Source organism: Pseudomonas sp. BJa3, from assembly GCF_026343815.1.
In the GTDB taxonomy this organism is placed as follows: domain Bacteria; phylum Pseudomonadota; class Gammaproteobacteria; order Pseudomonadales; family Pseudomonadaceae; genus Aquipseudomonas; species Aquipseudomonas soli.
In genome coordinates this window covers 149,925-176,645 of sequence record NZ_JAOXMC010000010.1, presented here as the reverse complement: position 1 = coordinate 176,645, position 26,721 = coordinate 149,925, and the positions used below count along the sequence as shown (strand labels likewise).

Sequence of the window (26,721 nt, the reverse complement as noted above, 5' to 3'; positions counted from 1 at the left end):
CACAGCGGAGGCCGCCATGTCACGTCGCTCGACCCTCGATTCTGCCGAAAGGGCTAGGATTCGCGCACTTACCCCGGCACAGGTCGTTGTCATCAGTGAGCTTTCCGGTGCACAAGACGTCGCCACCTCACTGAGCGACCATTTTGATCGAGCATTCGATCTTGGCGCACTTTACCCGTCAACGCTGCTTGACCTGGAGCTTGAAGGCGCCCTGGATGCAGCTCTGGCCAAGGACAGCGCTAAACAGCACCTCAATCGTTTTCTAGGGCGTGAAACGTCCCTGCAGGTGAACCTGGACGATTGCGCGCTGTTTTATGCAAGCTTGGCCAGACAGCTCATCAAAGACGCCGACACCCACAAGTTTCCCGAACTGCTTCCACGAGCGCATCTGCACGCCTCTTATGCAGTCTGCAGCTTTGGCCAAGCACTTTGGCACCATTACCCGAGTCTCAGACGTACGGACGCCTATCTCATAGCAACGCTGCTGCTTCGCGGCCAACTGACCGCAGCATCCAACCGCGGCTGGCACACCCCCCTGGAAACCAGCAAGTACCTTGATCTCCCGCTCCTCGCCGGCCACCTGTTCGCACATGCTCCCGGCAGCAGCCTGTTCGAAAAGCTGCTCAACCAAGCGCAGGCGTCGTTCTACTACCAAGGATTGCGATACAGGCATCCCACCACTCGCGAGCGCGAGGCGGGCGGGCTGGCGAACCCTTCTGGGCGCATCGCAATGGACGGTTCGGCCCTGAATGCACCGCCTGGACAGGTCGTCGAAGCGCTGCTTGGCGCCAGAGCTTTCGAACGCCTGGGCCAGCGCCTGGCGACGGCAGCCCAAGGGGACTACACCCCGACAACCGCTGCACTGCATCGCGCCCTCGCTGAGCAGGCGCTGATCGATGCACTCTATCCAGCGGAGCAGCGCCGACCAGGCCACATTCTGGATTTCGAGCTGTTCAATGCCCATAACAAGTACGAACACTTCAGCGAGATTCGGCTCGACCTGGTCAACAGTCTCTACATGCATCTCGGCGGTGTACCCGCCATGGCGGAAATCGCCGCCGAACTGCTGATACGCCGTTTCGCGCCAGAATTGCTGATCGACGATGACTCCCCTGACTATCTGTATGAGCCCGACTTGCGCTGGGCCAACCTGCGCCAAGGCGCCTACCTGTTGCAGGCCCGGCGCAAACCGGTGACCTTCGACGCTGCGGAGGGCGCCACCAACCTGCCTGAGAAGGACACCGCGGTGTTCGAACGGGTTCTGGCCCAAACCCTCGCTGAGTGGGCGCAGTTGCAGGGTATCCTCACCGAGTCGCCGCCATGGTCGCAATCACACTGGCAACAGGCTTATGACCACTACCTCATTGCGTGGGATCGAGAAAGCTTGCGGGACCTGCCTGATCGTTTCGATCTTGCCAGCTGGCAACTACGCCAGGCGGGGATCGCGCCTGACAGCAGAAATGCGGACAAGCAGTTGCACCTCAACGCTTATCTGGACCATGGCGCTGGCTACCAGCACAGCAAACTGCCTGACGCCACGGCACTCTACGACCATGAATTCAAGGCGTGGCAACGACGCGCCCAGGCAGTCTACGAAGACATGATGCACCGCTTGCTGCGCCATCTTCCGCAAACGGCTCAACGCCAATTGCGTGACGGCAGGTGGCAGTGCCATGCGGTCACTTGGCCGACCTACATAGGTCCTGTCAAAGGCGGCATTCCCAGGCAGGAACACTCGCCGGCCTCTGACTGGAAGCCAGAAATCGGCACCCAAGGGATAGTCGTCTATCTTCCCGGGGAGGCGGCAGATACCCTTTATGAACTGTTTCCGGAAACATTGAAATGGCGCCGCCACGTCGTTACCGCACAGCGGCGCGCGGTATGGACCGCAACACTTCATTTCGACTACCGGGAGTACAACGAAGTCGATCTCCCCTGGCACACCAGCTCCATTGCAGAAACTGTCGCGCTGGCCAGTGCACCGAACGAAGACCGGTTGCAGGCACTGGCCCGCTGTTACGCCACTTCGGTGGCCCTGGGGAACCGCGATGAGCTTTACAGCAGCGGCAAGGGCGCAACGCCTCTCGAACTTTTTCTTGCCGAAAAGCGCAAGGACAGCACGGGGCGCTATCTGTTAAGACTGCTCTCCAACACTGTGCCAGGACTCAGCTGCGCGGACGTTCGCAGTGGTACCGAAGCCCTGAGCTGCGGCTTGGACGCCCTTGGCGCCCTGGGCTCAACATTTGCCCTCGGTGGGCGCATAATAAGGCCCCTGGCGAGGCTATATGGTATGGCCGGCAAGAGCGCCAGCGCCATGCGCCTTGGAATGCTGCAAGCCGCCAGGTACTGGAAAGACCAGCCGATACCCGCCAAGCTGTATCGCCATGGCGCAGGCTCCGGAAGCTGGAGCGGCGCCCTCGATGAGAGTGCCCGCGCACAGCTCGGCGCAGTACTCCCTCAAGAAAAACTGCTACCCGGCCATAAACCCGATGTCATCACGCTGCTGCTCGGCGAAGGCGAGGATATCACCCGGGCCTGGGACAAGACGTCCAACCCGGTGGTCTACCCGATCTTTATCCTCCGCGACCCTGATCATGTAGACGCAATCATCAATGGTGTCGCCTACCGCCACCGGATCGGTCAATCCGCAGGCTTGGCCCAGCGTGTACCACAGACGCCATTGCTGTGGTCACAGCCCCCTGTGCGCCTGCCCCCCCCTTACCCCGACGCGCCACCACAGGGGATTGCGATACAGCTGGCGCCTGTTGCCAACCAAGCCGGCACGCCAGCGTACGGCCAGCAGGTCAGCCGGGCATTCGAGACCATTCGCATCGAACCAGTACCGATCACCTACCGGGCGAACGGCGCGAACAGCGATAGCGTTGCCCACGTCATGATCAGGGAGAACCGGCTGGTGCAGTACACCGAGGAAGTGATGCCCAACAGGGGCCACCACACCCAACGCTTGATTCTCAAACCGTTGAGTGATGAAGACGCCGATTTGATGGGGTTACCCAACATTGCGCACTGTTACAACGAGGGAGTGCCTGGCTACCCCCTGAGCGAGCACTGGTTTGGCCTACCCGCCTCCATGACAGCCGACCAAGTCGCGCTGCTCACCGGCCATTGCCCACCCGTAAGGCTTGGCAGGCTGAGCCGAGTGCTCGCTGATCGGCGTACCTTGCGCGGTGCTCGCGTACACTATCGCGATCGGGACTGGTTGCTGGTCGAAGCCGATACCGGCGTATTCTATGGCACACCTTTCGATTTCGAGGCTTGGCAACGCAGTCAGGTAGCAGCCCTGCTAAATGGCACGCTGAGCCCTACCCGATATCCCGTGCCAGAGCAAAGCACACGCCTGACATTCACCCGGGTCACTAACCTCGACGCCATCACCCAGTATCTTGACGTCAGCGAAACCTATCGAATAGTGGCCTCTCGACCTGACCTGCAACAAGACATCGACAACCTCGCAGGCTTGTTGCGCGACTGGATGCGCCACCAGCGACGCACCGCGCCCCCCACCGGGCCGACCGCCCTGCATAGTGCGCTCGACCAAATGGAGGAATCGCAGTACCCACTCTTCGCACGTAATATTCTGACATCAGCCCATGCCCAGGATGGCCTGGCCGGTTTTTCACTCACCGACGTGATGGGGCTGAACAAATCAATCATCCCCCGCTTCCATAACCTGGCCAGGTTCACCACCGTGGAGCAATTGCATGTAAACGGCATCCTCAATCGGTTGCTGCCGGCCTCAGGCACACGTGCCGAGTACGCCCCGATGACCCTAGCCCAGATGCTCACTGATGACGGCATGGAACAATTGAAGCAACATCTGTCGGGCGCCAACCTGGCCTTCGCCACAGTCACCTTCGGCAACGGCAATCGCCGCGTGTACTTCGCACTTTCCGGCGGCCGGGCCAGAAGGGGAATCATTGTCACCACCCCTGCGCCCGGCCAGCATCCACCTATCGACTACATCGACGCCCGCGCACGCATGCAGGGGGTGGACCCGGACCCACGCTTCACTCATCTCCCGGTATTGCGACGCGCCAACTGGCTGACCATCAGGAACCACCGCCGCCACCTGGACTCCGAGCGCCTGATCGCCTCGACGATCAACCAGGACCTTCTCAACCGGCCCGACGACGTGGCCAGCATCAAGGTCTTCACCCTGATGGATACTTGCCGCTCCTGTGGCGGCTTTGTCCTCCCCCGCCTACGCCTTGACTACCCGAATGCCGAGTTCAGCGTCAGTTGGCTGCTGCCGTACAACAACTGACGCTTGCGAGAGAATCTGGCGGTGGTCAAGGCGGCCATCGCTTCCAACGAAATCCTTCATCTACAAACCTTGGCCTGCGCGGCTATGATGTCCCGGCATTCGCTTTATCGGTTCCGGAACCTATCATGCCCGAGCATCGGCCTTCATCCCTCGCGACCACGCCCCAGGTGGTCGCCATTGTCCTGTTTACCTTCATCGGCTACCTGAGCATCGGCATTCCGCTGGCCGTGCTGCCCGGCTACGTACACAACGAACTGGGCTTCAGTACCGTGATTGCGGGCCTGGTGATCAGTGTGCAGTACCTGGCCACCCTGCTCAGCCGCCCCACCGCCAGCCGCGTCATCGATAACCTCGGTAGCAAGAAAGCGGTCATGTACGGCCTGTTCGGCTGCGGCCTGAGCGGCGTTTTGATGCTGGCCTGCAGCTTCCTTACCCACCTGCCCTGGATGAGCCTGGCTTGCCTGTTCGTCGGCCGCCTGGTGTTGGGCAGCGCCGAAAGCCTGGTGGGATCGGGTTCAATCGGCTGGGGGATCGGGCGGGTCGGCTCGCAGAACACTGCCAAGGTCATTTCGTGGAATGGCATCGCCAGTTATGGCGCACTGGCCATCGGCGCGCCACTGGGGGTGCTGATGGTCAAGCAACTGGGCCTGTGGAGCATGGGCGCGAGCATCATCCTGCTGGGCGCGCTCGGCTTGCTGCTGGCCTGGCCCAAACGCGCCGCGCCGGTGGTCGCCGGCGTTCGCCTGCCGTTCCTGCGGGTGCTGGGAAAAGTGTTCCCCCATGGAGCTGGCCTGGCCCTGGGCTCGATCGGCTTCGGCACCATCGCCACCTTCATCACGCTGTACTATGCCAGCCGCGATTGGCCAGACGCCGCACTGACCTTGAGCCTGTTCGGCGCCAGCTTCATCTGTGCACGACTGCTGTTTGGCCACCTGATCAACCGTATCGGCGGTTTTCGCGTCGCTGTCGTCTGCCTGTCGGTGGAAACCCTGGGATTGCTGATGCTATGGCTGGCGCCGACGCCCGGATTGGCCCTGGCGGGTGCAGCGTTGAGCGGTTTCGGGTTCTCGCTGGTGTTCCCGGCACTGGGGGTGGAGGCGGTCAACCAGGTATCGGCGGCCAACCGCGGCGCGGCGGTGGGGGCCTACTCGCTGTTCATCGACCTGTCGCTGGGCATCACCGGACCGTTGGTGGGCGCCGTGGCGGCTGGCTTCGGCTTTGCCTCGATGTTCCTGTTTGCGGCTGGGGCGGCGGCGTGCGGGCTGGTGCTGAGCCTGTACCTGTATCGCCAGGCGCGGCGGATGCGCCAAAGTGCACATCAATCCTGATTCGGCTGTAGCTTCACCGGCCTAATCGCCAGCAAGCCGGCTCCCACAGGGTTAGCGCATGTCTCGGGCTTATGCGATCAGAGTGGGAGCCGGCTTGCCGGCGATTGGGCCGCCTAGCGGCCCCGACAATATCACTAGCGCTGCGCGAACTGCAGCACTACCTCCAGCGGGTGGCGCAGTTGCTTCTCGGTCATGCGCTTGACCTGGCTGCGGCATGAATACCCAGTCGCCAGGGCCTCCCCCGCCTTGTCCAGCTTGGTCGCCCAGGACTGCTCGAAGATGGTCTTCGAGACCTCCTGGTTACGCGCCTCGTGCCCATAGGTACCAGACATACCGCAGCAGCCGGTGGCCTCGGTGACCAGCTTCAACCCCAGGCGGGCGAATACCTGCTCCCACTGCCTGGTACTGGCCGGCACATTGGTCTTCTCGGTGCAGTGGGCCATCAGGCGGAAGCTGTCGGCCTTGAACGGCGCCTGCTCGGGCAGCACGTTCATCAGCCACTCCTGGGGCAGCAGTACCGACGGGCACTCCACGCCATCGACCTTCTGGTACTCCTGGCGATAGACCAGGGTCATCGCTGGGTCCAACCCCACCAGCGGCACGCCGCAGTCGGCCAAGGCCTTGAGCTGGGTGGCGTTGCGGACCGCCGCCTTGGCGAAGGCACCGAGAAAACCCTGCACATGCAGCGGCTTGCCGTTGGCGCTGTAGGGCGCGAGGAACACCTTGTGCCCCAGGCGATGGGCCAGCTCGATGAACGAGGCCAGCAGTGGCGTCTCGAAATAGCGCGTGAAGGCGTCCTGCACCAGCACGATGCTGCGCTCGCGCTGGGCCGGGGTCAGCTCACGCAGCGCGGGCACGCTGGCAACCTGAACCCGGCAACGGGTCAGGGTGGCCTGGAAGTTGAAACGACTGATCAGCGGGCTGTCGACCATGCCGACCTTGTCCGCCAGCAGCCTGCTCACCCACTTCGAGCCCATCACCGCGTTGTACAGGCCCGGCGCATGAGCCAGGTACGGGATGGTGAACTCCAGCGAGCCGATCAGGTAGTCGCGCAGCGGACGCTGGTAGCGGCCGTGATACAGCTCGAGGAAGCGTGAGCGGAAATCCGGCACGTTGACCTTGATCGGGCACTGCCCCGCGCAGGACTTGCACGCCAGGCAACCGGCCATGGCGTCGTACACCTCGTGGGAGAAGTCGTGCTGCCCCTGCCGTTGCGCACGGCTGTTGCGCAGCCGCGCCGGCAACCCCTTGAGCCAGGAGGCCTTGCGCTGGGCGGCGGCGAGCACATCGATGTTCGCCTCGCCCTGCAGGCGCAGCCACTCACGGATCAGCGAGGCACGGCCCTTGGGCGAGTGCTGGCGTTCGCGGGTGGCCTTCCACGACGGGCACATGGCGTCGTTGGGGTCGTAGTTGTAGCAGGCGCCGTTGCCGTTGCAGTGCACTGCGCTGCCGAAGCTCTGCCACACGCGCTCATCGATGCTGCGGTCCAGGTCGCCGCGCAGGGTCACGCCATCAACCGGGGTCAGGCCTTCGGCGCTGTCCGGTGGGGTGCAGATCTTGCCCGGGTTGAGCTGGTTGTGCGGGTCGAACGCGCCTTTGAGCCGCTGCAGCGCCGGGTACAGCTCGCCGAAGTACTCCGGCACGTACTCCGAGCGCAGGCCCTTGCCGTGCTCGCCCCACAGCAGGCCCCCATAGCTCTTGGTCAGCGCCGCCACGGCATCGGAGATCGGCTTGACCAGCGCGGCCTGGGCCGGGTCTTTCATGTCCAGCGCCGGGCGCACGTGCAGCACACCGGCATCGACATGGCCGAACATGCCGTAGGCCAGGCCATAGCCATCGAGCAATGCACGGAAGTCGGCAATGTAATCGGCCAGTTGCTCCGGCGGAACCGCGGTGTCCTCGACGAACGGCTGCGGGCGCACTTCACCCTCTACGTTGCCCAGCAGCCCTACTGAGCGCTTACGCATCACATAGACGCGGGTCACCGCTTCGGCGCCTTCGGCGAGGGTGTGGCCCAGGCGCTCGACACTCTTGTCCGCCTGCAGGTGCGCGACGAAGGCCTGGACCCTGGCGTTGACCTCGTCCGGTTCGTCACCGCAGAACTCCACCAGGTTGATGCCCAGGGTCGGGCGCTCGGGGTCGGCCGGGAAGTATTCGGCGACGCTGTGCCAGACGATGTCCTTCATCGCCAGCATCAGCACCTTGGAGTCTACGGTCTCGATCGACAGCGGCCTGTGCGCCATCAGCGCATTGGCGTCGCGCAGGGCATCCATGAAGCTGGTGTAGCGTACGTTGACCAGCACCGCGTACTTGGGGATCGGCAACACATTGAGCTTGGCCTCGACCACATAGCCCAGCGAGCCCTCGGCCCCGCACAGCACGCTGTTGAGGTTGAAGCGGCCCTGATCGTCGCGTAGGTGCGCCAGGTCGTAGCCGGTCAGGCAGCGGTTGAGCTTGGGGAAGGTGCTCTCGATCAACTCGCCCTGGGTTTCCTGGATCTCGCGGGCCATGCGGTACACCTCGCCGACCCGGCCTGGGGCGGCGCAGGCCTGCTCCAGCGCCGCATCGTCGATCGGCAGGCTGTGCAGGCGCTCACCGCCGAGCAGCACGCTGTGCAATTCGAGCACGTGGTCGCGGGTCTTGCCGTAGGTGCAGCTGCCCTGGCCACTGGCGTCGGTGTTGATCATGCCGCCGACGGTGGCGCGGTTGGAGGTGGACAGCTCCGGGGCGAAGAACAGCCCGTGGGGCTTGAGCGCGGCATTCAGCTGGTCCTTGACCACACCCGCCTGCACCCGAACCCAGCGTTGCTCAACGTTGATTTCAAGGATGCTGTTCATATGCCGCGACAGGTCGACGACGATGCCGTCGGTCAGCGACTGGCCGTTGGTGCCGGTACCGCCGCCACGCGGGGTCAGCTTGATGTCACGAAAACGCGGCTCGGCCATCAGCGTGGCGACCCGCGCCACGTCGTCGACGTCCAGCGGGAACACCGCCGCCTGGGGCAGGCGCTGGTAGATCGAGTTGTCGGTGGCCAGCACGGTGCGGGTGCCGTAGTCGGCGCTGATCTGGCCACGGAAGCCGCTGTTCTTCAGGGCGTCGAGGAATTCGGGGTATTGGGCGGCGGGCGCGCGGGGCGGCAGCTGGGCGATCATCGAAGGATGCCTCTTTGATATCGGCTAATTCACGGAAATCTTGTCGCTCCGGCATGAATGGATCATGGGAGGATTTCGAATACGTCAATGTTCCTGTAGTTTCGCGCCAGGGGCAAACGGATATTCCTGCCGCTATCGATGAGCTTTATGAATGAATTACCGCCACCTCACCCCTTCGATGTCGCTCCTGCTGGCTTTCGAGGCCGCCGCGCGGCATGAAAGCTATACCCGCGCCGCCGCCGAGCTGTCGCTGACCCAGAGCGCGGTGAGCCGGCAGGTGCAGGCACTGGAGCAACAGCTGGGGCTCACCCTGTTTCGCCGCGAAGGGCGTCAGGTGCAACTGACCGACGTCGGCCGCCTCTACCAGCGCGAACTCAGCGAAGCCCTCGGGCGCATCCGCAGCGCCACCCTGCAGGCCTTGGCCTATCAGTCGGGCGTCGGAACCCTGCGCCTGGCAACGCTGCCGACCTTCGGCTCGAAATGGCTGCTACCGCGCCTGCATGCCTTCTACGGCGCTCACCCCGGCATGCTGGTACACATTCATTCACGTATCGAAGCCATCAACTTCGACACTAGCGAAATCGACGCGGCCATCGGCGTTGCCAGCCACGACCTGCCCGGACTGATCTGCCATCGCCTGCATGCCGAGGAATTGGTGGTGATCCTGCCACCCGAAGCCAATGCGGATGGCCAATGGAGCCCGCAAAAGATCAGCGAGGAAGTACTGCTCAACGTCGCCAACAACCCCCATGCCTGGGGCGAGTGGTTTTCCCACCATGCCCTGCCCCACCGGGCGATGCGCCTTGGGCCAAGTTTCGAGCTGACCTCGCATTTGATTCAGGCAGTTCGGGCAGGCATAGGCATTGGCCTGGTGCCCAGGATCCTGGTGCAGGAGGAACTGGCCAGCGGCGAACTGTTCAGCCCGGGCACACCGTTTGCCAGCCAGCGCAGCTACTACCTGATCTATCCGCCCAGGAACGAGGCATTGCCATCGTTGCGAGCGTTTCGTGGCTGGTTGCTCGAACAGATCTGAGGCGGGCACGGGCAACAAAAAACCCGATGCCGGTTACTCGGCATCGGGTTTCTTGTTGGTGCGCCTCAGCGCTTACTTGGCGATGCTGCCGGCAGCGCCATTGGCCTGGGAGCCACGCTTGCTCTTGAGCTGGTAGGCCACATACATCACTACCAGCCACACCGGCATCGCGTACACCGACACCTGGATGCCCGGAATCTGCAGCATGATGCCCAGGATCAGCACCACGAACGCCAGCACCAGGTAGTTGCCGTACGGGTACCACAGGGCCTTGAACAGCGGCTTCTGGCCGGTGCGGTCAAGGTGTTGGCGGAACTTGAGGTGCGAGTAGCTGATCATCGCCCAGTTGATCACCAGGGTCGCCACCACCAGCGACATCAGCAGCTCCAGGGCATTCTGCGGCATCAGGTAGTTGAGCAGCACCGCGATCAGGGTCACGGCTGCCGAGACCAGGATCGAACGTACCGGCACGCCGCGGCGGTCGACCTTGGCCAGCGCCGCCGGCGCATCACCTTGCTCGGCCATGCCCAGCAGCATGCGGGCGTTGCAGTAGGTGCCGCTGTTGTACACCGACAGCGCCGCGGTCAGGACCACGAAGTTCAGCAGGTGGGCCGCCACGTCGCTGCCCAGCAACGAGAACACCTGGACGAACGGGCTGCTGCCGTAGCTGCCGCCGGAGGCGTCGATGCTCGCCACCAGGTTGTCCCACGGGGTCAGCGACAGCAGCACCACCAGGGCGCCGACATAGAAGATCAGGATGCGGTAGATGACCTGGTTGATCGCCTTGGGGATCACGGTCTTCGGCTTGTCGGCCTCGGCGGCGGTGAAGCCGAGCATCTCCAGGCCACCGAAGGAGAACATGATGAACGCCAGCGCCATCACCAGCCCGCTGACACCGTGCGGGAAGAAACCACCATGGGCCCACAGGTTGGTCACCGAGGCTTCAGGACCGCCGCTGCCGCTGGTCAGCAGGTAGGCACCCAGGCCGATCATGCTGACGATGGCCACCACCTTGATGATGGCGAACCAGAATTCGGCTTCGCCAAAGAACTTCACGTTCATCAGGTTGATCGCGTTGATCAGCAGGAAGAACGCCGCCGCGGTTACCCAGGTCGGGATTTCCGGCCACCAGTAGTGGACGTACTTGCCCACCGCCGACAGTTCCGACATGCCCACCAGGATATACAGCACCCAGCAGTTCCAGCCCGATAGGAAGCCGGCGAAACCGCCCCAGTACTTGTGCGCGAAATGGCTGAAGGAACCGGCCACCGGCTCTTCGACGATCATCTCGCCGAGCTGGCGCATGATCATGAAGGCGATGAAGCCGCAGATCGCATAGCCGAGGATCATCGACGGACCGGCGGACTTCATCACACCGGCCGAGCCCAGGAACAACCCGGTGCCGATGGCGCCGCCCAGGGCGATCAATTGGATATGGCGGTTCTTCAAGCCACGCTTGAGTTCGCCGGACTGTGAGTTATGTCCACTCATGAACGAAGTCACCTGCTTGTTTTTATCTGTGACGGAATCGGACCCACCGCACTCGTGGCGCAGCGGAATGGGCAAGGTGGTTACCTTGGATACTTGTGACGGGCAGTCGCTCGTGGCCTTGGTGGCCAGGGGCGGATCAACCGGGTGTCAGCAAGCGTGCGCGGTACGCAAGGGAGTCACAGGTAAAACGCGGCGCATTGTATACCCCTGCAAACGCGCAGGCGTCAACGCGTTGCATCGTTTCCTGTGGAAAAAACGCAGCGTTCCTGGGGTGAAGGCCTGAAAAGGCGGAGTGATCGGCGTGCATGGCGCCTCCATTTTGTTGTTTTAAGTGCCTGGCGATCCTGCCTGGCTCTGCACACGGCAATGGCGCTATCTCAGCGCCTGGGCGGGGGTTTGGGAAGGGGGTGGAGAGGGCCGGGGAGGCTCTGGCGCGCAGGCTTTGGAAAGATTTTGTGACGAAGAATGGAAAAGCACAGCTAAGCCCGGTAAAACGCCCAAAAACGTATAATTTTCTTTACAAGGTGGTTTGAAAATTTGCCACTAGTCGGGAAATTTTCTGTCCGTTCAAGTACTTGGGGCCGCCTTGCGCCCCATTGCGGGGCAGGCCCGCTGCCTCGATGCGCACACTATTCGTGGGAGCGGCTTGCCCCGCGATGGGCCATTTACCGCAGGCACAAAAAAGCCAGCCCGAAGGCTGGCTCTCTCGCTACCGGGCCGAATCAGCCGCGCGGCTTGCCGCGACCACGACCTGCCGGCTTGTCGCCTTCAGGACGGGACGGACGCTTGCGCATCTCGCTCGGACGCTCGGCCACCGTGCTGCCGCGGCTGCCCTTGCGCGGCGCTGCGTCTTCACGCGGCGCACGTGCCGGACGCTCGGCTTGGCCTTCGGCGGCAGGACGCAGGGTGCGCACGCGCTCGCCACGCCCCAGCGGACGGGTCGACTTGCGCTGCAGGCGCTCGAGCTTGTCCTTGGCCTTGAGCTTCATTTCCGGCAGTGCCACCGGCTGCAGGCCGACTTCCGCGGCGAGAATGTCGATCTCGCCCTGGCTCATTTCGCGCCAGCGGCCCATCGGCAGGTCGGAGTTGAGGAACACCGGGCCGAAACGCACGCGCTTCAGGCGGCTGACCACCACACCCTGGGATTCCCACAGGCGACGCACCTCACGGTTGCGTCCTTCCATCACCACGCAGTGGTACCAGTGGTTGAAGCCTTCGCCACCTGGCGCCTTCTGGATATCGGTGAACTTGGCCGGGCCATCCTCGAGCACCACGCCGGCCTTGAGCCGGTCGACCATGTCGTCGTCGACTTCGCCGCGCACACGCACTGCGTACTCGCGGTCCATTTCATAAGACGGGTGCATCAGGCGGTTGGCCAGCTCACCGTCGGTGGTGAACAGCAGCAGGCCGGTGGTGTTGATGTCCAGGCGGCCGATGTTGATCCAGCGGCCCTCTTTCGGCCGCGGCAGGCGGTCGAACACGGTCGGGCGGCCTTCCGGGTCGTCACGGGTGCAGATCTCGCCGTCGGGCTTGTTGTACATGATTACGCGGCGGGTCGCCTCGGCGGCTTCGACGCGCTTGATCAGCTTGCCGTCGACGGTGATGGCGTCGTGCAGGTCGACGCGCAGGCCGAGGGTGGCCTCGACGCCGTTGACCTTGATCCGGCCCTGGCCGATCCAGGCCTCGACGTCACGGCGCGAGCCGACGCCGATGCGCGCCAGCACCTTCTGCAGCTTTTCGCCGGACGGCGGGGTAGGTTGTTGGTCTTGCAGGTCTTTGTCACTCATCTGGGCACCTCCCGGTGTAGTAGTGAAAGCGGGCGCGCATCATACGCGGTTCAGCAAGGGAACGCACTGGAGGGTAGAAGGTTTTTGCCGATCGTTCAGCAGATTCCGCCCAAAGGCGCAAGCCAGCTTCCACAGAGTTAGGTTGTCAGGCCTTTGGTTCGTCCTCGGGCTCGGTGGAAGCCTCATCGCGCAAATCATCGAAATCGATCTTGAGCCCTTCTTCCATTGCATCGAGCTCCACCAGCAGCGAGCGGAAGCTGGTCTCCTCCTTCGGCTCCATTTCCTCGCCCTCCTCGCCCAGGCTGGCATCGGCCAGGGCTTGCAGGTGTGCGGGTACCGGCGCATCGTCCGGATCGACCTCGGGTTCCACCTCCAGCTCGCGCAGCTCGGCCAACGCCGGCAGCTCATCGAGGCTCTTGAGGTTGAAATGATCGAGGAATGCCTTGGTGGTGGCGAACATCGCCGGTCGCCCGGGCACCTCGCGGTAGCCGACGATGCGGATCCACTCGCGTTCCATGAGCGTCTTGATGATGTTGCTGTTGACCGCCACACCCCGCACGTCCTCGATCTCGCCACGGGTGATGGGCTGGCGGTAGGCGATCAGCGCCATGGTTTCCAGCAGCGCGCGGGAATAGCGCTGCGGACGCTCCTCCCAGAGGCGGCCGACCCAGGGTGCGTAGTCCTCGCGGATCTGCAGGCGATAGCCGGTCGCTACTTCCTTGAGCTCGAAGGCGCGGCCAGCGCAGGACTTGCCCAGCACTTCCAGGGCCTTCTTGAAAACGGCGGGGGCCGGGCGCTCGGCCTCCTCGAACAGCTCGTACAGGCGCTCGAGGGATTGCGGCTTGCCCGAGGCAAGCAGGAAGGCCTCGATCAGCGACGCCAGTTCACGGGGTTCGTTCAGGTTCATCGATAGTTGTCAGGTCATTCTGCCCGGGCACGGACGTGAATCGGGGCGAAGGGCTCATTCTGCACCAGTTCGATCAAGGATTCCTTCACCAGCTCGAGAATCGCCATGAAGGTCACCACCACGCCGAGCTTGCCTTCCTCGCGGGTGAACAGCTCGACGAAGGGCACGAAGGCACCGCCCTTGAGGCGGTCGAGCACTTCGCTCATGCGTTCGCGGGTCGACAGCACCTCGCGGGTGATCTGGTGGCTCTCGAACAGGTCGTTGCGGCGCATGACCTCGGCCATGGACAGCAGGATCTCTTCCAGCGCCACCTCCGGCAACAACTTGCGCACCTTGGCTTGCGGAGCCTCCAGGCGCGGCACGACGACTTCGCGTCCGACCCTGGGCAACTCATCGATACCTTCGGCGGCGGCCTTGAACCGCTCGTACTCCTGCAGCCGGCGAATCAGTTCGGCGCGCGGGTCGCCCTCCTCCTCCTCGACCTCGCCGGAGCGCGGCAGCAGCATGCGCGACTTGATCTCGGCGAGCATGGCGGCCATCACCAGGTACTCGGCCGCCAGCTCCAGGCGCACGCTCTTCATCAGCTCGACATAGCTCATGTACTGGCGAGTGATCTCGGCCACGGGGATGTCGAGAATGTCCACGTTCTGCTTGCGGATCAGGTACAGCAACAGGTCCAGCGGGCCTTCGAAGGCTTCGAGGAAGACTTCCAGGGCATCCGGCGGGATGTACAGGTCGACCGGCATCTCGGTCAGGGCTTCGCCGTAGACCAGGGCCAGTTGCAGCTGGAACGGCGTCTGCGCCTCTGTGGCCGGCGCCTCGGGGGCTTGTACCTGGCTCACGCGTTGACCAGGAACGGCGTCGGATCCCCGCAGCCTTCACGGATTAGCTCGGGCTCGTCACCGGACAGGTCGATGACGGTCGAGGCCTTCAGGTCGCCGAAGCCGCCGTCGATGATCAGGTCGACGTGGTGCTCCAGGCGCTGGCGGATCTCGTAGGGGTCGGTCATCGGCTCCTCGTCGCCCGGCAGGATGAGGCTGACGCTCATCAGCGGTTCGCCCAGTTCCTCGAGCAGGGCCAGGACGATGGGGTTGGACGGCACGCGCAGGCCAATGGTGCGGCGCTTGTCGTGCATCAGCAGGCGCGGCACCTCGCGGGTGGCGTTGAGGATGAAGGTGTACGGGCCCGGAATGTGGGCCTTGAGCAGGCGGAACGTCGCCGTGTCGATCTTGGCGAAGGTGCCCATCTCGGACAGGTCGCAGCACAGCAGGGTGAAGTTGTGGTGCTTGTCCAGCTGGCGCAGGCGGCGCACGCGCTCGATGGCAGCCTTGTCACCGATCTGGCAGCCCATGGCATAGGCCGAGTCGGTCGGATAAACCACCACCCCACCCTTGCGGATGATCTCGACAGCCTGTTTGATCAGGCGCGGCTGCGGGTTCTCCGCATGAATCTGGAAAAATTGGCTCACGAAGTCGTCCTGTTCATACCGCCATAGGCTGTTCATGTCGGAATCGGCGCCACAGGGGTGGCAGGTCCTCAGGCAATGGCCGGTAGGCACCGATCTCGCCCCAGGTGCCAGGGCCGTGGAAGTCGCTGCCGGCGCTTGCCAGCAGGCCGAACTCACGGGTGAGGATCGACATCGTCCCCACCTGCTCGGGCGGCATCATCCCGTTGACCACTTCCAGTGCCTGCCCTCCAGCCTGAATATAGTCGGCAATCAGCCGTCTGCGCTTGCTGCGGGTCAGTTCGTAGTGCATGGGATGGGCCAGGCTCACCCACGCATTGGACTCACGCAGCGTCGCGACAGTTTCCTCAAGCGTCGGCCAGTGCAGCTTGACGTCGCCCAGCTTGCCGGCGCCCAGCCACTTGCGGAACGCCTCGCCGCGGTCCTTGACGAAGCCAGCGCGGACCATGAACTCGGCGAAGTGCGGGCGCGCCGGGGCGTTGCCGCTGTCGCCCAGTTCCTGCTGCACGGCCCGCGCGCCGTCCAGCGCGCCGGGCATGCCCTTGGCCGCCAGCTTGCGGTCGATTTCCTCGGCGCGCAGCCAACGACCACGGTGCAGGTTGGCGATGGCATCGAGCAACGGCGGCGCGTCGAGGGGGAAGTCGTAGCCCAGCACATGAATGGTGGCACCGCCCCAGGTGCACGACAGCTCCACGCCGCTGACCCACTGCATGCCGTTGTCCAGGCACGCCTGGCGCGCCTCCGGCAGGCCTTCGAGGGTGTCATGGTCGGTGAGCGAAAGCGTGCGCACCCCGTGCTCATGGGCCCGGGCGACCAGTGCCGTGGGCGACAGGGCGCCGTCGGAGGCCGTGCTGTGACAGTGCAGATCAACATTCATGGAGGAGCGCTTTCGCAGGAATCGATGTTTGTTATTATGCCGTCACATCCCGCTTCTGGCTGCCACTGTGAAACAATTCATCGATTTCATCCCGCTGCTGCTGTTCTTCATCGTCTACAAGCTTGACCCGCGCCCGGTCGAATTCGCCGGCCACGGCTTCGAGTTCGGCGGGATCTACAGCGCCACCGCCATGCTGATCGTCAGCTCCGTGGTGGTCTACGGCGCGCTGTTCCTGCGCCACGGCAAGCTGGAGAAGGGCCAGTTGCTGACCCTGGTCGCCTGCCTGGTGTTCGGTGGCCTGACCCTGGCCTTCCACAGCGAGACCTTCCTCAAGTGGAAGGCGCCCGTGGTCAACTGGCTGTTCGCCCTGGCGTTCGCCGGCAGCCACTTCATCGGTGACCGGGTACTGATCAAACGCATCATGGGCCATGCCCTGACACTTCCAGAAACAGTGTGGAACCGCCTGAACGTGGCGTGGATCGCCTTCTTCCTGGTGTGCGGCGCCGCCAACCTGTTCGTCGCCTTCACCTTCCAGGACATCTGGGTCGACTTCAAGGTATTCGGCAGCCTGGGCATGACCGTGCTGTTCCTGGTGGCCCAGGGGGTCTACCTGTCGCGCCACCTGCACGATGCCGACCCCTCCACCTCCAAACCCAAGGACTGACATGCTCTACGCCATCATCGCCAGCGACGTCGAAAACTCCCTGGAAAACCGCCTGGCCGCCCGCCCCGCGCATATCGAACGCCTGCAGCAGCTCAAGGCCGAGGGCCGTGTGGTGCTTGCCGGCCCGCACCCGGCCATCGACAGCAACGACCCGGGCGCCGCCGGCTTCAGCGGCAGCCTGATCGTCGCCGAGTTCGACTCCCTGGCCGCCGCCCAGGCCTGGGCCGACGCCGATCCGTACATTGCCGCGGGCGTGTACGCCAAGGTCGTGGTCAAGCCGTTCAAGCAAGTCCTGCCGTAACAGGCTTTACCGGGACGGGCTTCGCAGCGGCAAGCCCGCCCCCACGAAGCCGCTCCCTGCTACACCCCGCGCGGCACTACTCATAAAATCCGACGACTGGCCGACAACCTCCTGAATCGATACGAATCAGGAGTTCCAATGCGTCAAGGTCCGATGTCCCTGCTGCTTTGCCTGTTGCTGCTGTCCCCTTTCGCCACGGCCGAACAGCCGCTGTCGCTGGAAGCCGGGGCGCGGATCACCGACTTGCAGCAGCGCCTGGAAGAAAGCGAGAAACAGCGCACGGCGCTGACCCAGCAACTGCAGAACCAGGACAGCGAGCGTGAAAGCGCCCAGCTCGCCCGCCTGCGCCAGGACAACCAGCGCCTGAAGCTGACGATCAAGGAACTGCAGGCAGGCGCCAGCGCCCCGCGAAGCCCGCTGACCGACCAGCAGCAATGGTTCCTGATCGGCTCGGCCGTTGCACTGTTGTCCGCAGTCTGCGGTATCTTAGCCAGCGGCGGACACAGAAGACGCCGGCAATGGTTGAATTGAGTGAGAAATGAGCGAGCTGTTACTAATTGATGATGACCAGGAACTGTGCGAGCTGCTCGGCAGCTGGCTGACCCAGGAAGGGTTTGCGGTGCGCGCCTGCCACGATGGCCAGAGTGCGCGCCAGGCCTTGGCCACCCACGCCCCGGCGGCGGTGGTGCTGGATGTCATGCTGCCCGACGGCAGCGGCCTGGAACTGCTCAAACAGCTGCGCAGCGAACACACCGACCTGCCGGTGCTGATGCTTTCGGCCCGCGGCGAGCCGCTGGACCGCATCCTTGGCCTGGAGCTGGGCGCCGACGACTACCTGGCCAAGCCCTGCGACCCCCGCGAGCTCACCGCCCGCCTGCGCGCAGTGTTGCGCCGCAGCCACCCCAGCGCGCCCAGCAGCCAGGTGGAGATCGGCGACCTGATCTTCAGCCCGGTACGCGGCGTGGTCAGCATCGACCAGCGCGAGATGACCCTCACGCTGTCGGAAAGCCGCATCCTCGAAGCCTTGCTGCGCCAACCCGGCGAGCCGCTGGACAAGCAGGAACTGGCGCAGATCGGCCTGGGCCGCAAGCTCACGCTTTATGACCGCAGCCTGGACATGCATGTCAGCAACCTGCGCAAGAAGATCGGGCCGCACCCGGATGGCCGCCCGCGCATCGTCGCCCTGCGCAGCCGCGGCTATTACTACAGTCTGTAGTAAAACCGGGGCCGCTGCGCGGCCCTGTCATCTTTACCCAGCCTTTACCCTCGCCTGACCGCCCTTGACCTTGATCTCCCTAGACTGGGCTCATCCGGTAACCACCGGCCCCTGAAAGGAGAGACACCATGCGCAAGACCCTTATCGCCCTGATGTTCGCCGCCGCCCTGCCGACCGTGGCCATGGCCATGCCCGAAGGCGGCCCGCGCCACGACGGCCCGCATCATCGCGGTGACGCGCCTTTCGCCCAGCTGGACCTGAGCCGCGACCAGCGCCAGCAGATCGGCAAGCTGATGGGCGAGCAGATGAAGCAGCGCCGCGACATCAACGAACGCTACATCGCCAAGCTGCCCGCCGCCGAGCAGAAAGCCCTGAAGGACGAGCTCAAGGCCAGCCACGACAAGACCGAAGGCCAGATCCGCGCCTTGCTCAAGCCCGACCAGCAGAAGAAATTCGACGACCTGCAGAAGGAGCGCGCCGCGCGCAAGGCCGAGTGGCAGGAGTTCCAGGCCTGGAAGGCTGAAAAAACCGGCAAGGCCCAGTAAGCTGTCAGCCCGATGCCCGGCCCGCTTCCCAGCGCGCCGGGCTTTCGCCATTTCCTGGAGGTGCTTGTCTTGCGTTCACTGTTCTGGCGCATCCTGGCCAGCTTCTGGCTGGCCATCGCCCTGGTCGCCGGGCTGTCAATCCTGCTCGGGCACATGCTCAACCAGGACACCTGGATCCTCAGTCGCCACCCAGGCCTGAACAACCTGGCCAGCCACTGGGCCCAGCACTACGAACAGGAAGGCCTGGAGTCGTCGCAACGCTTCCTGGAACGGCGCAAGCAGCGCTACAAGATCGACGTGCAGGTGCTCGACGACAGCGGCGATGCCGTGGTCCCCGGCACCTTCCCGCGCCGCGCCGCGGCCTTCGAGGCACGCCAGCACAACGACGAACGTCGCCTGCCGTGGCGCCGCCTGACCGAGGAATACACCAGCCCCGGCAGCGGTGAGACCTACCTGCTGATCTACCGTATCCCCCACCCGGAGCTGGCCGCCTGGCACCGCGAAAGCCTTATCTGGCCGCTCAGCGCCCTGGGCATAGCCTTGGTGGTGCTGACCCTGTTCAGCCTGTTGGTAACCCTGTCGATCACCCGCCCGCTCAGCCGCCTGCGCGGCGCCGTGCACGACCTGGGGCAGACCAGCTACCAGCAGAACAGCCTGGCGCGGCTGGCCGTGCGCCGTGACGAGTTCGGCGTGCTGGCCAACGACTTCAACAAGATGGGCGCACGCCTGCAGAGCCTGATCGGCAGCCAGCGCCAGCTGCTGCGCGATGTGTCCCACGAACTGCGTTCACCCCTGGCCCGGCTGCGCATCGCCCTGGCCCTGGCCGAGCGCGCCGAGCCGGAACAGCGTCAGGCCCTGTGGCCACGCCTGACCCGCGAATGCGATCGTCTGGAAGACTTGATCAGCGAAATCCTCGTGCTTGCCCGGGTCGATGCCGAGCAGGCACATGCCGAGCCGGTGGACCTCAATGCCTTGCTGGGCGGCGTGCGCAAGGATGCCCAGCTGTCAGCGCCGGATCAGGAGGTGCGTCTGGAGATGCAGCCTGGCCTGACCCTGCAAGGCTGGCCGACGCTGATCGAACGGGCGGTGGACAACCTGCTGCGCAATGCGCTGCGCTTCAATCCGGCCGGGCAGCCGATCGAGCTGCGCGCCAGCCGCGAGCAGGACCGTATCGTGCTGAGCGTGCGCGACCATGGGCCGGGGGTGGCGGCCGAGCATCTCGCGCAGCTGGGCGAGCCATTCTTCCGGGCACCGGGGCAAGAGGCGCCGGGACATGGGCTGGGGCTAGCGATTGCACGCAAGGCGGCGGAGCGCCATGGTGGCAGCCTGAAGCTTGCGAACCATCCGCAGGGTGGGTTCGTGGCTACGCTGGAACTGCCCAGCGAAGTTAGCGCTGGCTGACTAATACAGGGGCCGCTGCGCAGCGGCCCCACTCAATCACTCGCCCCAGGCGCTGACGTACTCGGCAGTTTCCAGGATCGGCGCGGTGCGTGGCTCGGCCATTGGCGTGCCGACATACAGGTAACCGATCAGCTCTTCGTTCTCGGCAAGCCCCAGCCCCTTGTGCACATGGGCGTCGAAGGCCATGTCGCCGGTGCGCCATACCGCGCCGATACCCTGGGCATGGGCGGCGATCAGGATGCCATGGGCGGCGCAGCCGGCGGCCAGTCGCTGCTCGATCTTCGGCACTTTGAAGTGATCCTGCAGCCGGGCGATCACCACGATCAGCAACGGCGCACGCAGCGGCATCGCCCGGGCCTTGTCGAGCGCCGCCTGGGTGGCTTCACCTTTGGCTTGCACGGCTTCGGCGAACAGCTCGCCGAGCTTTTCCCGGCCCTGCCCTTCGATGGTCAGGAAACGCCAGGGGCGCAGCTGGCCATGGTCAGGCGCACGCAATGCGGCCTGGAACAGCGCCTCGCGCTGGGCGGCATTGGGCGCCGGGTCAGTCAGGCGTGGCACGGAAACACGGTTGAGCAATGCGTCGAGAGCCTCCATGGGCTACCCTCCTGGCAGATTGAAAGTGCGGCCATTCTGCACCATCGAAGGGGATCGTGGGAGCGGGCTTGCCCCGCGATCCGGCCATCGCGGTGCAAGCCCGCTCCGTGGAGGCCAGCAATCGGCGTTTACAAGACCCGGCCCACAGGTAGAATGGCGCCCTTTCCGTAGCGAGTCAGAGCAGATCACATGGCGTTGCCGACCTTAAGGATCATTGGTTTCATCATCGGCATCTTCCTGATCACCCTGGCGGTGAGCATGGTGGTGCCCATGGCGACCCTGGTGGTCTTCGAGCGCACCGGCGACATGCCGTCGTTCCTCTGGTCGAGCCTGATCACCTTCCTCGCGGGCCTGGGCCTGGTCATCCCCGGCCGCCCCGAGCACGTGCACCTGCGCCCCCGCGACATGTACCTGCTGACCGTCAGCAGCTGGCTGGTGGTCTGCGTGTTCGCCGCCCTGCCCTTCCTGCTGACCCAGCACATCAGCTACACCGACGCCTTCTTCGAAAGCATGTCCGGCATCACCGCCACCGGCGCCACCGTGCTCAGCGGCCTGGACAGCATGTCGCCGGGCATCCTGATGTGGCGCTCGATGCTGCATTGGCTGGGCGGCATCGGCTTCATCGGCATGGCGGTGGCGATCCTGCCGTTGCTGCGCATCGGTGGCATGCGCCTGTTCCAGACCGAGTCCTCCGACCGCTCGGAGAAGGTCATGCCGCGCTCGCACATGGTCGCCAAGTCGATCGTGGCGGTGTACGTCGGCATCACCGTGTTCGGCAGCCTGGCCTTCTGGTGGGCGGGGATGGGCCTGTTCGATGCGATCAACCACGCCATGTCGGCGATCTCCACCGGCGGGTTCTCCACCTCCGACCAGTCGCTGGCCAAATGGGATATCCCTGCGGTGCACTGGGTCGCGGTGGTGGTGATGATCATGGGCAGCGTGCCATTCACCCTGTACGTGGCGACCCTGCGCGGCCACCGCCGGGCGTTGATCAAGGACCAGCAGGTGCAGGGCCTGCTGGCCATGCTGGTGGCCACCTGGCTGGTCCTCGGCACCTGGTACTGGGCCACCACCGAGCTGCACTGGCTCGATGCCCTGCGCCACGTGGCGCTGAACGTCACCTCGGTGGTCACCACCACCGGCTTCGCCCTGGGCGACTACAGCCTGTGGGGCAACTTCTCGCTGATGCTGTTCTTCTACCTGGGCTTCGTCGGCGGCTGCTCCGGCTCGACGGCCGGCGGCATCAAGATCTTCCGCTTCCAGGTCGCCTACATCCTGCTCAAGGCCAACCTCAACCAGCTGATCCATCCGCGCGCGGTGATCAAGCAGAAATACAACGGCCACCGACTCGACGAAGAGATCGTGCGCTCGATCCTGACCTTCTCGTTCTTCTTCGCCATCACCATCTGCATCATCGCCCTGCTGCTGTCGCTGCTGGGCGTGGACTGGATGACCGCGCTCACCGGTGCCGCCGGGACCGTCTCGGGCGTCGGCCCCGGGCTGGGCGAAGTGATCGGCCCGGCCGGCAACTACGCGACGCTGCCGGATGCCGCCAAATGGATCCTTGCCGGCGGCATGCTGCTGGGCCGCCTGGAGATCATCACGGTGCTGGTGTTGTGCATGCCGGCGTTCTGGCGTCACTGACCGACAGACGCGTGCGGTACTCGCTCGGCGTGCTGTCGAACCAGCGGCGAAACGCCCGGTAGAAATTACTCGGATCAGCAAACCCCAGCAGGTAGGCGGTTTCCAGCAGCGTGGTGCCTGGCTGCGCCAGGTACTGCTCGGCCAGTTCGCGGCGGGTGTCGTCGAGCAGGGTCTGGAAGCTGGTGCCCTCGTCCTGCAGGCGCCGCTGCAAGGTGCGCTGCGAAAGGTGCAGGGCCTGGGCCACGGTTTCGCGCTTGGGCTCGCCCTGGGGCAGTATGCGGCAGAGCACCTGGCGCACGCGGTGGGTCACCCGACTTTCCGAGAAACGCGCCAGGTACTCGCCGGCGAAACGGTCGTGCAGCACCGCCATCGCCTCGTTGGCGGTAGGCAACGGCGCCTCCATGTCGGCGCGTGCGAACACCAGCGCGTCATGGGCCGCGCCAAACTGCAGCGGCGCGTGGAAAGCCACCTTGTATGGCTCGACATTTTTCGGCAGGGCGCCCTGGATCAGTACACGCCGCGGCTGGATCGGCCGCCCGCTGAGCCAGCTGCACAACGCCAGGGCACAGGCCAGCGAGGCTTCGGCGCTGTGCCGGGTCGGCGGCAGGTGATCGCCGTGCACGGTCAGTACCAAGGCATAGCCGTCGGGTTCGAGGCGAAAGCTCAAGTCCGAACTCTCTGCGATGATGCGCTGGTAGCGCACCAGTCGCTCGAAGCCCTCGGCCAGGGTACGACTGGACATCAACGCATAGCCCACCACATGGAACGAAGCGGGGCGTACCACCCTGGCCATGTTCAGGCCGATCGCCTCGTTGCCGGAAAGCTCGACCGCCAGCTGCCACAGCCGGGTCATCGAATCCTGGGTGAATCGCGCGTCGGGGTCGTCCAAGGCGGCGAAGTCGAGCCCGAGCTGCTTGAACATGGCCGGGCAATCGAGCCCTTCCAGCTCGAGTGCCTTGACGATCCCTGATGCCCAGCTGGCTGACGTGGTTCTCTCACTCATGACAGGCTCTTGTGCTGACCGCTCCTGCGGTGAACCGAAAGGATACTCAATTGGCGCCTATTGTCACTGGCCATCGCACCCAGTGACTCTAGACTCGATTCAGGCTCCACGCCGTGTATCCTGTCAGCAAGACCCGCAGATCCGGAAGCCCGCCATGACCCGCACCGCGCAGTTCCGCAGTTTTGCCGAGTTCTACCCCTATTACCTGGGCGAGCACAGCAATCCCACCTGCCGCCGCCTGCATTTCGTCGGCACCAGCCTGGTGATCGCCCTGCTCGCCTACAGCATCGGCAGCGGCAAGTGGCTGTTGCTGCTGGCCGTGCCGCTGGCCGGCTATGGCTTTGCCTGGGCCGGGCATTTCTTCTTCGAGAAGAACCGCCCCGCCACCTTCAGCCACCCCTGGTACAGTCTGGTCGGCGACTTCGCCATGTTCCGCGACATCCTGCTGGGCCGCCTGAGCCTCTGAATCGGCCCGCAAGGCCAGGTTCGCGTCCCGGCCGGCCACTGCCAAAGCCCGGATCCTGGCCAACACTGCGGTATGTTCCCCGACACGAGCGGCACGCGGTGATGAGCAAGCAAGCCAATTTCAGCCACATGCGCGATGGCACCGCCCAGGACTGGGCGATCATCGCCGACGACTTTCGTGCCTACGCCCAGCAGTTGCCCCAGCGCATCCTCGCCCACCTGCGCCTGCTCGACGGCGACTTCGGCGGCTTCCCCATCGACCGCCTGAGCCATTCCTTGCAGACCGCCAGCCGTGCCCACCGCGACGGCCGCGATGAAGAGTACGTGGTCTGCGCCCTGCTGCATGACATCGGCGACACCCTGGGCAGCTACAACCACCCCGATATCGCCGCGGCGATCCTCAAGCCGTTCGTCAGCGACGAGAACCTGTGGATGATCGAGAAACACGGGATCTTCCAGGGCTACTTCTTCTTCCACCACCTGGGCATGAATCGCAACCTGCGCGAGCAATTCCGCGATCACCCGCATTACCAGCGGACCCTCGAGTTCTGCGCCCGCTACGACGCGGCGGCGTTCGATCCGGACTATGAAAGCCTGCCGCTTGCGTTCTTCGAGCCCATGCTGGAGCGCTTGTTCGCCCAGCCCAGGCAGTCCATCTACAAGGCAGCCCTGCAAGCCACCGCCTGATCTGCCACTACCGATAGCGGGCTTGCCCCGCGATCACAGGCTCAGCCGACGAGACACTAGGCCGGCTCGCCCAGTTCTGCCAAGCGCAGCGCTGCTTCCAGCGCCTGCGCCTCGGCAAACCGGTACAGCTCGATCCGCCCGTCCCAGTGTTCGATCAGCGCGGTGCACGACTCCACCCAGTCGCCGCAATTGAGGTACTCCACCTCGCCCACCTGGCGGATCTCGGCATGGTGGATATGCCCGCACACCACACCATGGAAGCCACGCCGGGTGCACTCGTGGGCGATGGCGTCCTCGAAGTCGCTGATGAAGTTAACCGCGCCCTTGACCTTGTGCTTGAGGTACGCCGACAACGACCAGTAGCCGTAGCCATAGCGGGCGCGCCAGTGGTTGAGCCAACGGTTGAGCACCAGGGTGAACTCGTAGGCCCGGTCGCCAAGAAAAGCCAGCCAGCGGTGGTAGCGGGTGATCACGTCGAACTGGTCGCCATGGATCACCAGCAGGCGCCGGCCGTCGACTGTGAGGTGTTCGGCCTCGTCCACCAGCTGGATGTTGCCCAGGATGAGTTTCGAGTAGCGCCGCAGGAATTCGTCATGGTTGCCGGTAACGTAGATCACCTCGGTGCCGCGCTTGCTCAGGGTCAGCAGGCGGCGGATGACATTGGTGTGGGCCTGAGGCCAGTAGATGCCGCTGCGCAGTTTCCAGCCATCGATGATATCGCCGACCAGGTAGATACGCTCGGCCTGGTAGCCCTTGAGGAAATGCGCCAGGTGTTCGGCCTGGCAGTCGCGGGTGCCCAGGTGTACATCGGAAATCCACAAGGTGCGGACACGCTGCTTGCGTGACGGGCGAAGAGGTTCGGCGTGGCTCATGGGCAGGCTCCGGCGCTGTTTGCTGGAGACTGGCAGGCGCAGGTGACAGATTGGTGGCAGGTACATGACCATCCTGCCCTCGCCTGCAGGTGTACAATCTTCGCCTGCCCCGTGAGGACTCACCATGACCGCCGGCCCCTTGCTCTCGTTGCGCCACTACCGCCACGACCTGATCGCCCACAGCCACGACCATCCACAGTTGGTGTTCGGCCTCGGCGGGCGCCTGGATTTCGAGGTGGATGGACGCGGCGGCCGGGTCGCTCGCCAGGACCTGATGGTGGTTCCCGCCGGTGCCCACCACACTTGTGGGAGCCGAGAGGGCAGCGATTGCCTGGTACTGGACGTACCGGGCGGACAATGGCTCGGCGATCATCTGGGCGAGCACGCCCACGACAGCCGGCGCCTGCTCGACAGCCCCGGCCCACTGAGCCTGGACAGCCGCCAGCAGCAGTTGGTGGACTGGCTGGCAAGCAGCCCCGTGGACGACCCGCTGATTGCCCGCCAGGGCGCGGTGTTGCTGTTGGCCAGCCTCAATCCACAGGCCTGCGCCCCGGTGCTGTCCAGCAGGCGCTTGCCCTATGCTGCCTTCGACCGCCATATCGAGCAGCACGCCGCCTACCCGCTGCAGGTCGCCGACCTGGCGCGACTGGCCGGACTGTCCAGTGCGCGGCTGCATGCGCGGTTTGCCAGCGAGTGCGGCCTGACGCCGATGGACTACATCCGCCAACGGCGGCTGACGATGGCGCGCCGGCTGTTGCGTGAGACGGTGTTGCCGGTGGGCGAGATTGCCGCGCGCGTGGGGTATGGCTCGCAGAGCGCATTCAGCGCGGCGGTGCTGCGGGCGTTCGGCTGCACGCCGCTGGCGTTGCGGCGCGAGTCTGGCGACAACGGGCGCGAGGTGGGCGACAGATCTGCCTGAGGATCGAACATACACTGCTGCCTGTATCGACCTCATCGCGACTTGTCCCGTGATGGAGCCAGCACGCAACGCTCACTGTACTCAA

The 26,721-nt window shown here is 64.5% G+C and carries 23 protein-coding genes; 13 read left to right on the top strand and 10 right to left on the bottom strand.

Annotation, left to right across the window (positions count from 1 at the left end; all coding sequences use genetic code 11):
• Positions 1-16 precede the first annotated feature (16 nt).
• Both OH705_RS14855 and OH705_RS14850 read left to right on the top strand, forming a co-directional pair.
• Positions 17-4,285 (top strand): deaminase domain-containing protein, encoded by a 4,269-nt coding sequence (locus OH705_RS14855; protein ID WP_267302434.1) that lies wholly within the window; start codon positions 17-19, stop codon positions 4,283-4,285.
• Between the two features lie 125 nt (positions 4,286-4,410).
• Positions 4,411-5,613, top strand: coding sequence for an MFS transporter (locus OH705_RS14850; RefSeq protein ID WP_267302433.1), 1,203 nt, complete (start codon positions 4,411-4,413; stop codon positions 5,611-5,613).
• A 134-nt stretch (positions 5,614-5,747) separates the two neighbouring features.
• Here the strand turns inward: OH705_RS14850 and OH705_RS14845 are convergent, their stop codons facing one another.
• Entirely contained in the window at positions 5,748-8,765 is a 3,018-nt protein-coding gene (locus OH705_RS14845) for an FAD-binding and (Fe-S)-binding domain-containing protein (RefSeq protein WP_267302432.1), read from the bottom strand.
• A 151-nt stretch (positions 8,766-8,916) separates the two neighbouring features.
• On the opposite strand from OH705_RS14845, the gene OH705_RS14840 reads away from it, so the two are divergent.
• Positions 8,917-9,798 (top strand): LysR substrate-binding domain-containing protein, encoded by an 882-nt coding sequence (locus tag OH705_RS14840; RefSeq protein WP_267302431.1) that lies wholly within the window; start codon positions 8,917-8,919, stop codon positions 9,796-9,798.
• Positions 9,799-9,870: 72 nt separating this feature from the next.
• Here OH705_RS14840 and OH705_RS14835 read toward each other — a convergent pair whose 3' ends face one another.
• The 6 genes from OH705_RS14835 to OH705_RS14810 form a co-directional block, all read right to left on the bottom strand.
• Positions 9,871-11,289: an amino acid permease gene (locus OH705_RS14835; protein WP_023632492.1), complete on the bottom strand. Its 1,419-nt coding sequence runs from the start codon at positions 11,287-11,289 to the stop codon at positions 9,871-9,873.
• A 722-nt stretch (positions 11,290-12,011) separates the two neighbouring features.
• Positions 12,012-13,076: a 23S rRNA pseudouridine(2605) synthase RluB gene (gene rluB / locus OH705_RS14830; protein ID WP_267302430.1), complete on the bottom strand. Its 1,065-nt coding sequence runs from the start codon at positions 13,074-13,076 to the stop codon at positions 12,012-12,014.
• Between the two features lie 145 nt (positions 13,077-13,221).
• Positions 13,222-13,983, bottom strand: a complete 762-nt coding sequence (gene scpB, locus OH705_RS14825) for an SMC-Scp complex subunit ScpB (protein WP_038706582.1) — start codon at positions 13,981-13,983, stop codon at positions 13,222-13,224.
• Between the two features lie 14 nt (positions 13,984-13,997).
• A complete protein-coding gene (locus OH705_RS14820; protein ID WP_167335934.1) occupies positions 13,998-14,696 on the bottom strand; it encodes a segregation and condensation protein A in 699 nt (232 codons plus the stop codon).
• Positions 14,697-14,821: 125 nt separating this feature from the next.
• A complete protein-coding gene (locus OH705_RS14815; protein ID WP_094011886.1) occupies positions 14,822-15,451 on the bottom strand; it encodes an L-threonylcarbamoyladenylate synthase in 630 nt (209 codons plus the stop codon).
• A 13-nt stretch (positions 15,452-15,464) separates the two neighbouring features.
• On the bottom strand, positions 15,465-16,325 hold the full coding sequence (locus OH705_RS14810; RefSeq protein ID WP_038706583.1) for a PHP domain-containing protein: 861 nt from the start codon (positions 16,323-16,325) through the stop codon (positions 15,465-15,467).
• Positions 16,326-16,392: 67 nt separating this feature from the next.
• Here OH705_RS14810 and OH705_RS14805 point away from each other — a divergent pair, with 67 nt between their 5' ends.
• From OH705_RS14805 to OH705_RS14780, 6 genes are all read left to right on the top strand, one after another.
• Positions 16,393-16,989: a septation protein A gene (locus OH705_RS14805; RefSeq protein WP_023631974.1), complete on the top strand. Its 597-nt coding sequence runs from the start codon at positions 16,393-16,395 to the stop codon at positions 16,987-16,989.
• A 1-nt stretch (position 16,990) separates the two neighbouring features.
• On the top strand, positions 16,991-17,290 hold the full coding sequence (locus tag OH705_RS14800) for a YciI family protein (RefSeq protein ID WP_038706584.1): 300 nt from the start codon (positions 16,991-16,993) through the stop codon (positions 17,288-17,290).
• 138 nt (positions 17,291-17,428) lie between these two features.
• Positions 17,429-17,821 carry a hypothetical protein gene (locus OH705_RS14795; protein ID WP_023632893.1) on the top strand — a complete coding sequence of 131 codons (393 nt, stop codon included), beginning with the start codon at positions 17,429-17,431 and terminating at the stop codon, positions 17,819-17,821.
• Positions 17,822-17,828: 7 nt separating this feature from the next.
• Positions 17,829-18,506, top strand: coding sequence for a response regulator transcription factor (locus OH705_RS14790; RefSeq protein WP_038706585.1), 678 nt, complete (start codon positions 17,829-17,831; stop codon positions 18,504-18,506).
• A gap of 128 nt (positions 18,507-18,634) precedes the next feature.
• Positions 18,635-19,051: a Spy/CpxP family protein refolding chaperone gene (locus OH705_RS14785; protein ID WP_023632412.1), complete on the top strand. Its 417-nt coding sequence runs from the start codon at positions 18,635-18,637 to the stop codon at positions 19,049-19,051.
• Between the two features lie 12 nt (positions 19,052-19,063).
• Positions 19,064-20,452, top strand: a complete 1,389-nt coding sequence (locus OH705_RS14780; protein ID WP_052062223.1) for a sensor histidine kinase — start codon at positions 19,064-19,066, stop codon at positions 20,450-20,452.
• A gap of 36 nt (positions 20,453-20,488) precedes the next feature.
• Here OH705_RS14780 and OH705_RS14775 read toward each other — a convergent pair whose 3' ends face one another.
• Positions 20,489-21,046: an NAD(P)H nitroreductase gene (locus tag OH705_RS14775; protein WP_038706586.1), complete on the bottom strand. Its 558-nt coding sequence runs from the start codon at positions 21,044-21,046 to the stop codon at positions 20,489-20,491.
• Between the two features lie 189 nt (positions 21,047-21,235).
• On the opposite strand from OH705_RS14775, the gene OH705_RS14770 reads away from it, so the two are divergent.
• Entirely contained in the window at positions 21,236-22,690 is a 1,455-nt protein-coding gene (locus tag OH705_RS14770; protein WP_038706587.1) for a TrkH family potassium uptake protein, read from the top strand.
• Here the strand turns inward: OH705_RS14770 and OH705_RS14765 are convergent.
• Entirely contained in the window at positions 22,647-23,693 is a 1,047-nt protein-coding gene (locus tag OH705_RS14765) for an AraC family transcriptional regulator (protein WP_038706588.1), read from the bottom strand. The genes OH705_RS14770 and OH705_RS14765 overlap by 44 nt on opposite strands.
• 154 nt (positions 23,694-23,847) lie before the next feature.
• Between OH705_RS14765 and OH705_RS14760 the strand changes: the two genes are divergently transcribed.
• Together OH705_RS14760 and OH705_RS14755 are read left to right on the top strand one after the other, a co-directional pair.
• Positions 23,848-24,159 carry a DUF962 domain-containing protein gene (locus OH705_RS14760; RefSeq protein WP_023631733.1) on the top strand — a complete coding sequence of 104 codons (312 nt, stop codon included), beginning with the start codon at positions 23,848-23,850 and terminating at the stop codon, positions 24,157-24,159.
• A 101-nt stretch (positions 24,160-24,260) separates the two neighbouring features.
• Positions 24,261-24,845: an HD domain-containing protein gene (locus tag OH705_RS14755; RefSeq protein ID WP_267302429.1), complete on the top strand. Its 585-nt coding sequence runs from the start codon at positions 24,261-24,263 to the stop codon at positions 24,843-24,845.
• A gap of 56 nt (positions 24,846-24,901) precedes the next feature.
• On the opposite strand, the gene OH705_RS14750 is transcribed toward OH705_RS14755, so the two are convergent.
• Positions 24,902-25,717: a UDP-2,3-diacylglucosamine diphosphatase gene (locus tag OH705_RS14750; RefSeq protein WP_031315776.1), complete on the bottom strand. Its 816-nt coding sequence runs from the start codon at positions 25,715-25,717 to the stop codon at positions 24,902-24,904.
• A gap of 124 nt (positions 25,718-25,841) precedes the next feature.
• Here OH705_RS14750 and OH705_RS14745 point away from each other — a divergent pair, with 124 nt between their 5' ends.
• Positions 25,842-26,636, top strand: a complete 795-nt coding sequence (locus OH705_RS14745) for a helix-turn-helix transcriptional regulator (RefSeq protein ID WP_038706589.1) — start codon at positions 25,842-25,844, stop codon at positions 26,634-26,636.
• The last annotated feature ends 85 nt before the right edge of the window (positions 26,637-26,721 follow it).

Bases quoted from the DNA above. Each gene is read 5' to 3' on its own strand.
- OH705_RS14750 (WP_031315776.1), bottom strand. From the start codon at position 25,717: ATGAGCCACGCCGAACCTCTTCGCCCGTCACGCAAGCAGCGTGTCCGC.
- OH705_RS14845 (WP_267302432.1), bottom strand. From the start codon at position 8,765: ATGATCGCCCAGCTGCCGCCCCGCGCGCCCGCCGCCCAATACCCCGAA.
- OH705_RS14785 (WP_023632412.1), top strand. From the start codon at position 18,635: ATGCGCAAGACCCTTATCGCCCTGATGTTCGCCGCCGCCCTGCCGACC.
- OH705_RS14770 (WP_038706587.1), top strand. From the start codon at position 21,236: ATGGCGTTGCCGACCTTAAGGATCATTGGTTTCATCATCGGCATCTTC.
- OH705_RS14835 (WP_023632492.1), bottom strand. From the start codon at position 11,289: ATGAGTGGACATAACTCACAGTCCGGCGAACTCAAGCGTGGCTTGAAG.
- OH705_RS14795 (WP_023632893.1), top strand. From the start codon at position 17,429: ATGCGTCAAGGTCCGATGTCCCTGCTGCTTTGCCTGTTGCTGCTGTCC.
- OH705_RS14790 (WP_038706585.1), top strand. From the start codon at position 17,829: ATGAGCGAGCTGTTACTAATTGATGATGACCAGGAACTGTGCGAGCTG.
- OH705_RS14810 (WP_038706583.1), bottom strand. From the start codon at position 16,325: ATGAATGTTGATCTGCACTGTCACAGCACGGCCTCCGACGGCGCCCTG.
- OH705_RS14850 (WP_267302433.1), top strand. From the start codon at position 4,411: ATGCCCGAGCATCGGCCTTCATCCCTCGCGACCACGCCCCAGGTGGTC.
- OH705_RS14755 (WP_267302429.1), top strand. From the start codon at position 24,261: ATGAGCAAGCAAGCCAATTTCAGCCACATGCGCGATGGCACCGCCCAG.
- scpB (WP_038706582.1), bottom strand. From the start codon at position 13,983: ATGAACCTGAACGAACCCCGTGAACTGGCGTCGCTGATCGAGGCCTTC.
- OH705_RS14760 (WP_023631733.1), top strand. From the start codon at position 23,848: ATGACCCGCACCGCGCAGTTCCGCAGTTTTGCCGAGTTCTACCCCTAT.
- OH705_RS14765 (WP_038706588.1), bottom strand. From the start codon at position 23,693: ATGAGTGAGAGAACCACGTCAGCCAGCTGGGCATCAGGGATCGTCAAG.
- OH705_RS14745 (WP_038706589.1), top strand. From the start codon at position 25,842: ATGACCGCCGGCCCCTTGCTCTCGTTGCGCCACTACCGCCACGACCTG.
- OH705_RS14855 (WP_267302434.1), top strand. From the start codon at position 17: ATGTCACGTCGCTCGACCCTCGATTCTGCCGAAAGGGCTAGGATTCGC.
- OH705_RS14800 (WP_038706584.1), top strand. From the start codon at position 16,991: ATGCTCTACGCCATCATCGCCAGCGACGTCGAAAACTCCCTGGAAAAC.
- OH705_RS14780 (WP_052062223.1), top strand. From the start codon at position 19,064: ATGCCCGGCCCGCTTCCCAGCGCGCCGGGCTTTCGCCATTTCCTGGAG.
- OH705_RS14775 (WP_038706586.1), bottom strand. From the start codon at position 21,046: ATGGAGGCTCTCGACGCATTGCTCAACCGTGTTTCCGTGCCACGCCTG.
- rluB (WP_267302430.1), bottom strand. From the start codon at position 13,076: ATGAGTGACAAAGACCTGCAAGACCAACAACCTACCCCGCCGTCCGGC.
- OH705_RS14840 (WP_267302431.1), top strand. From the start codon at position 8,917: ATGAATTACCGCCACCTCACCCCTTCGATGTCGCTCCTGCTGGCTTTC.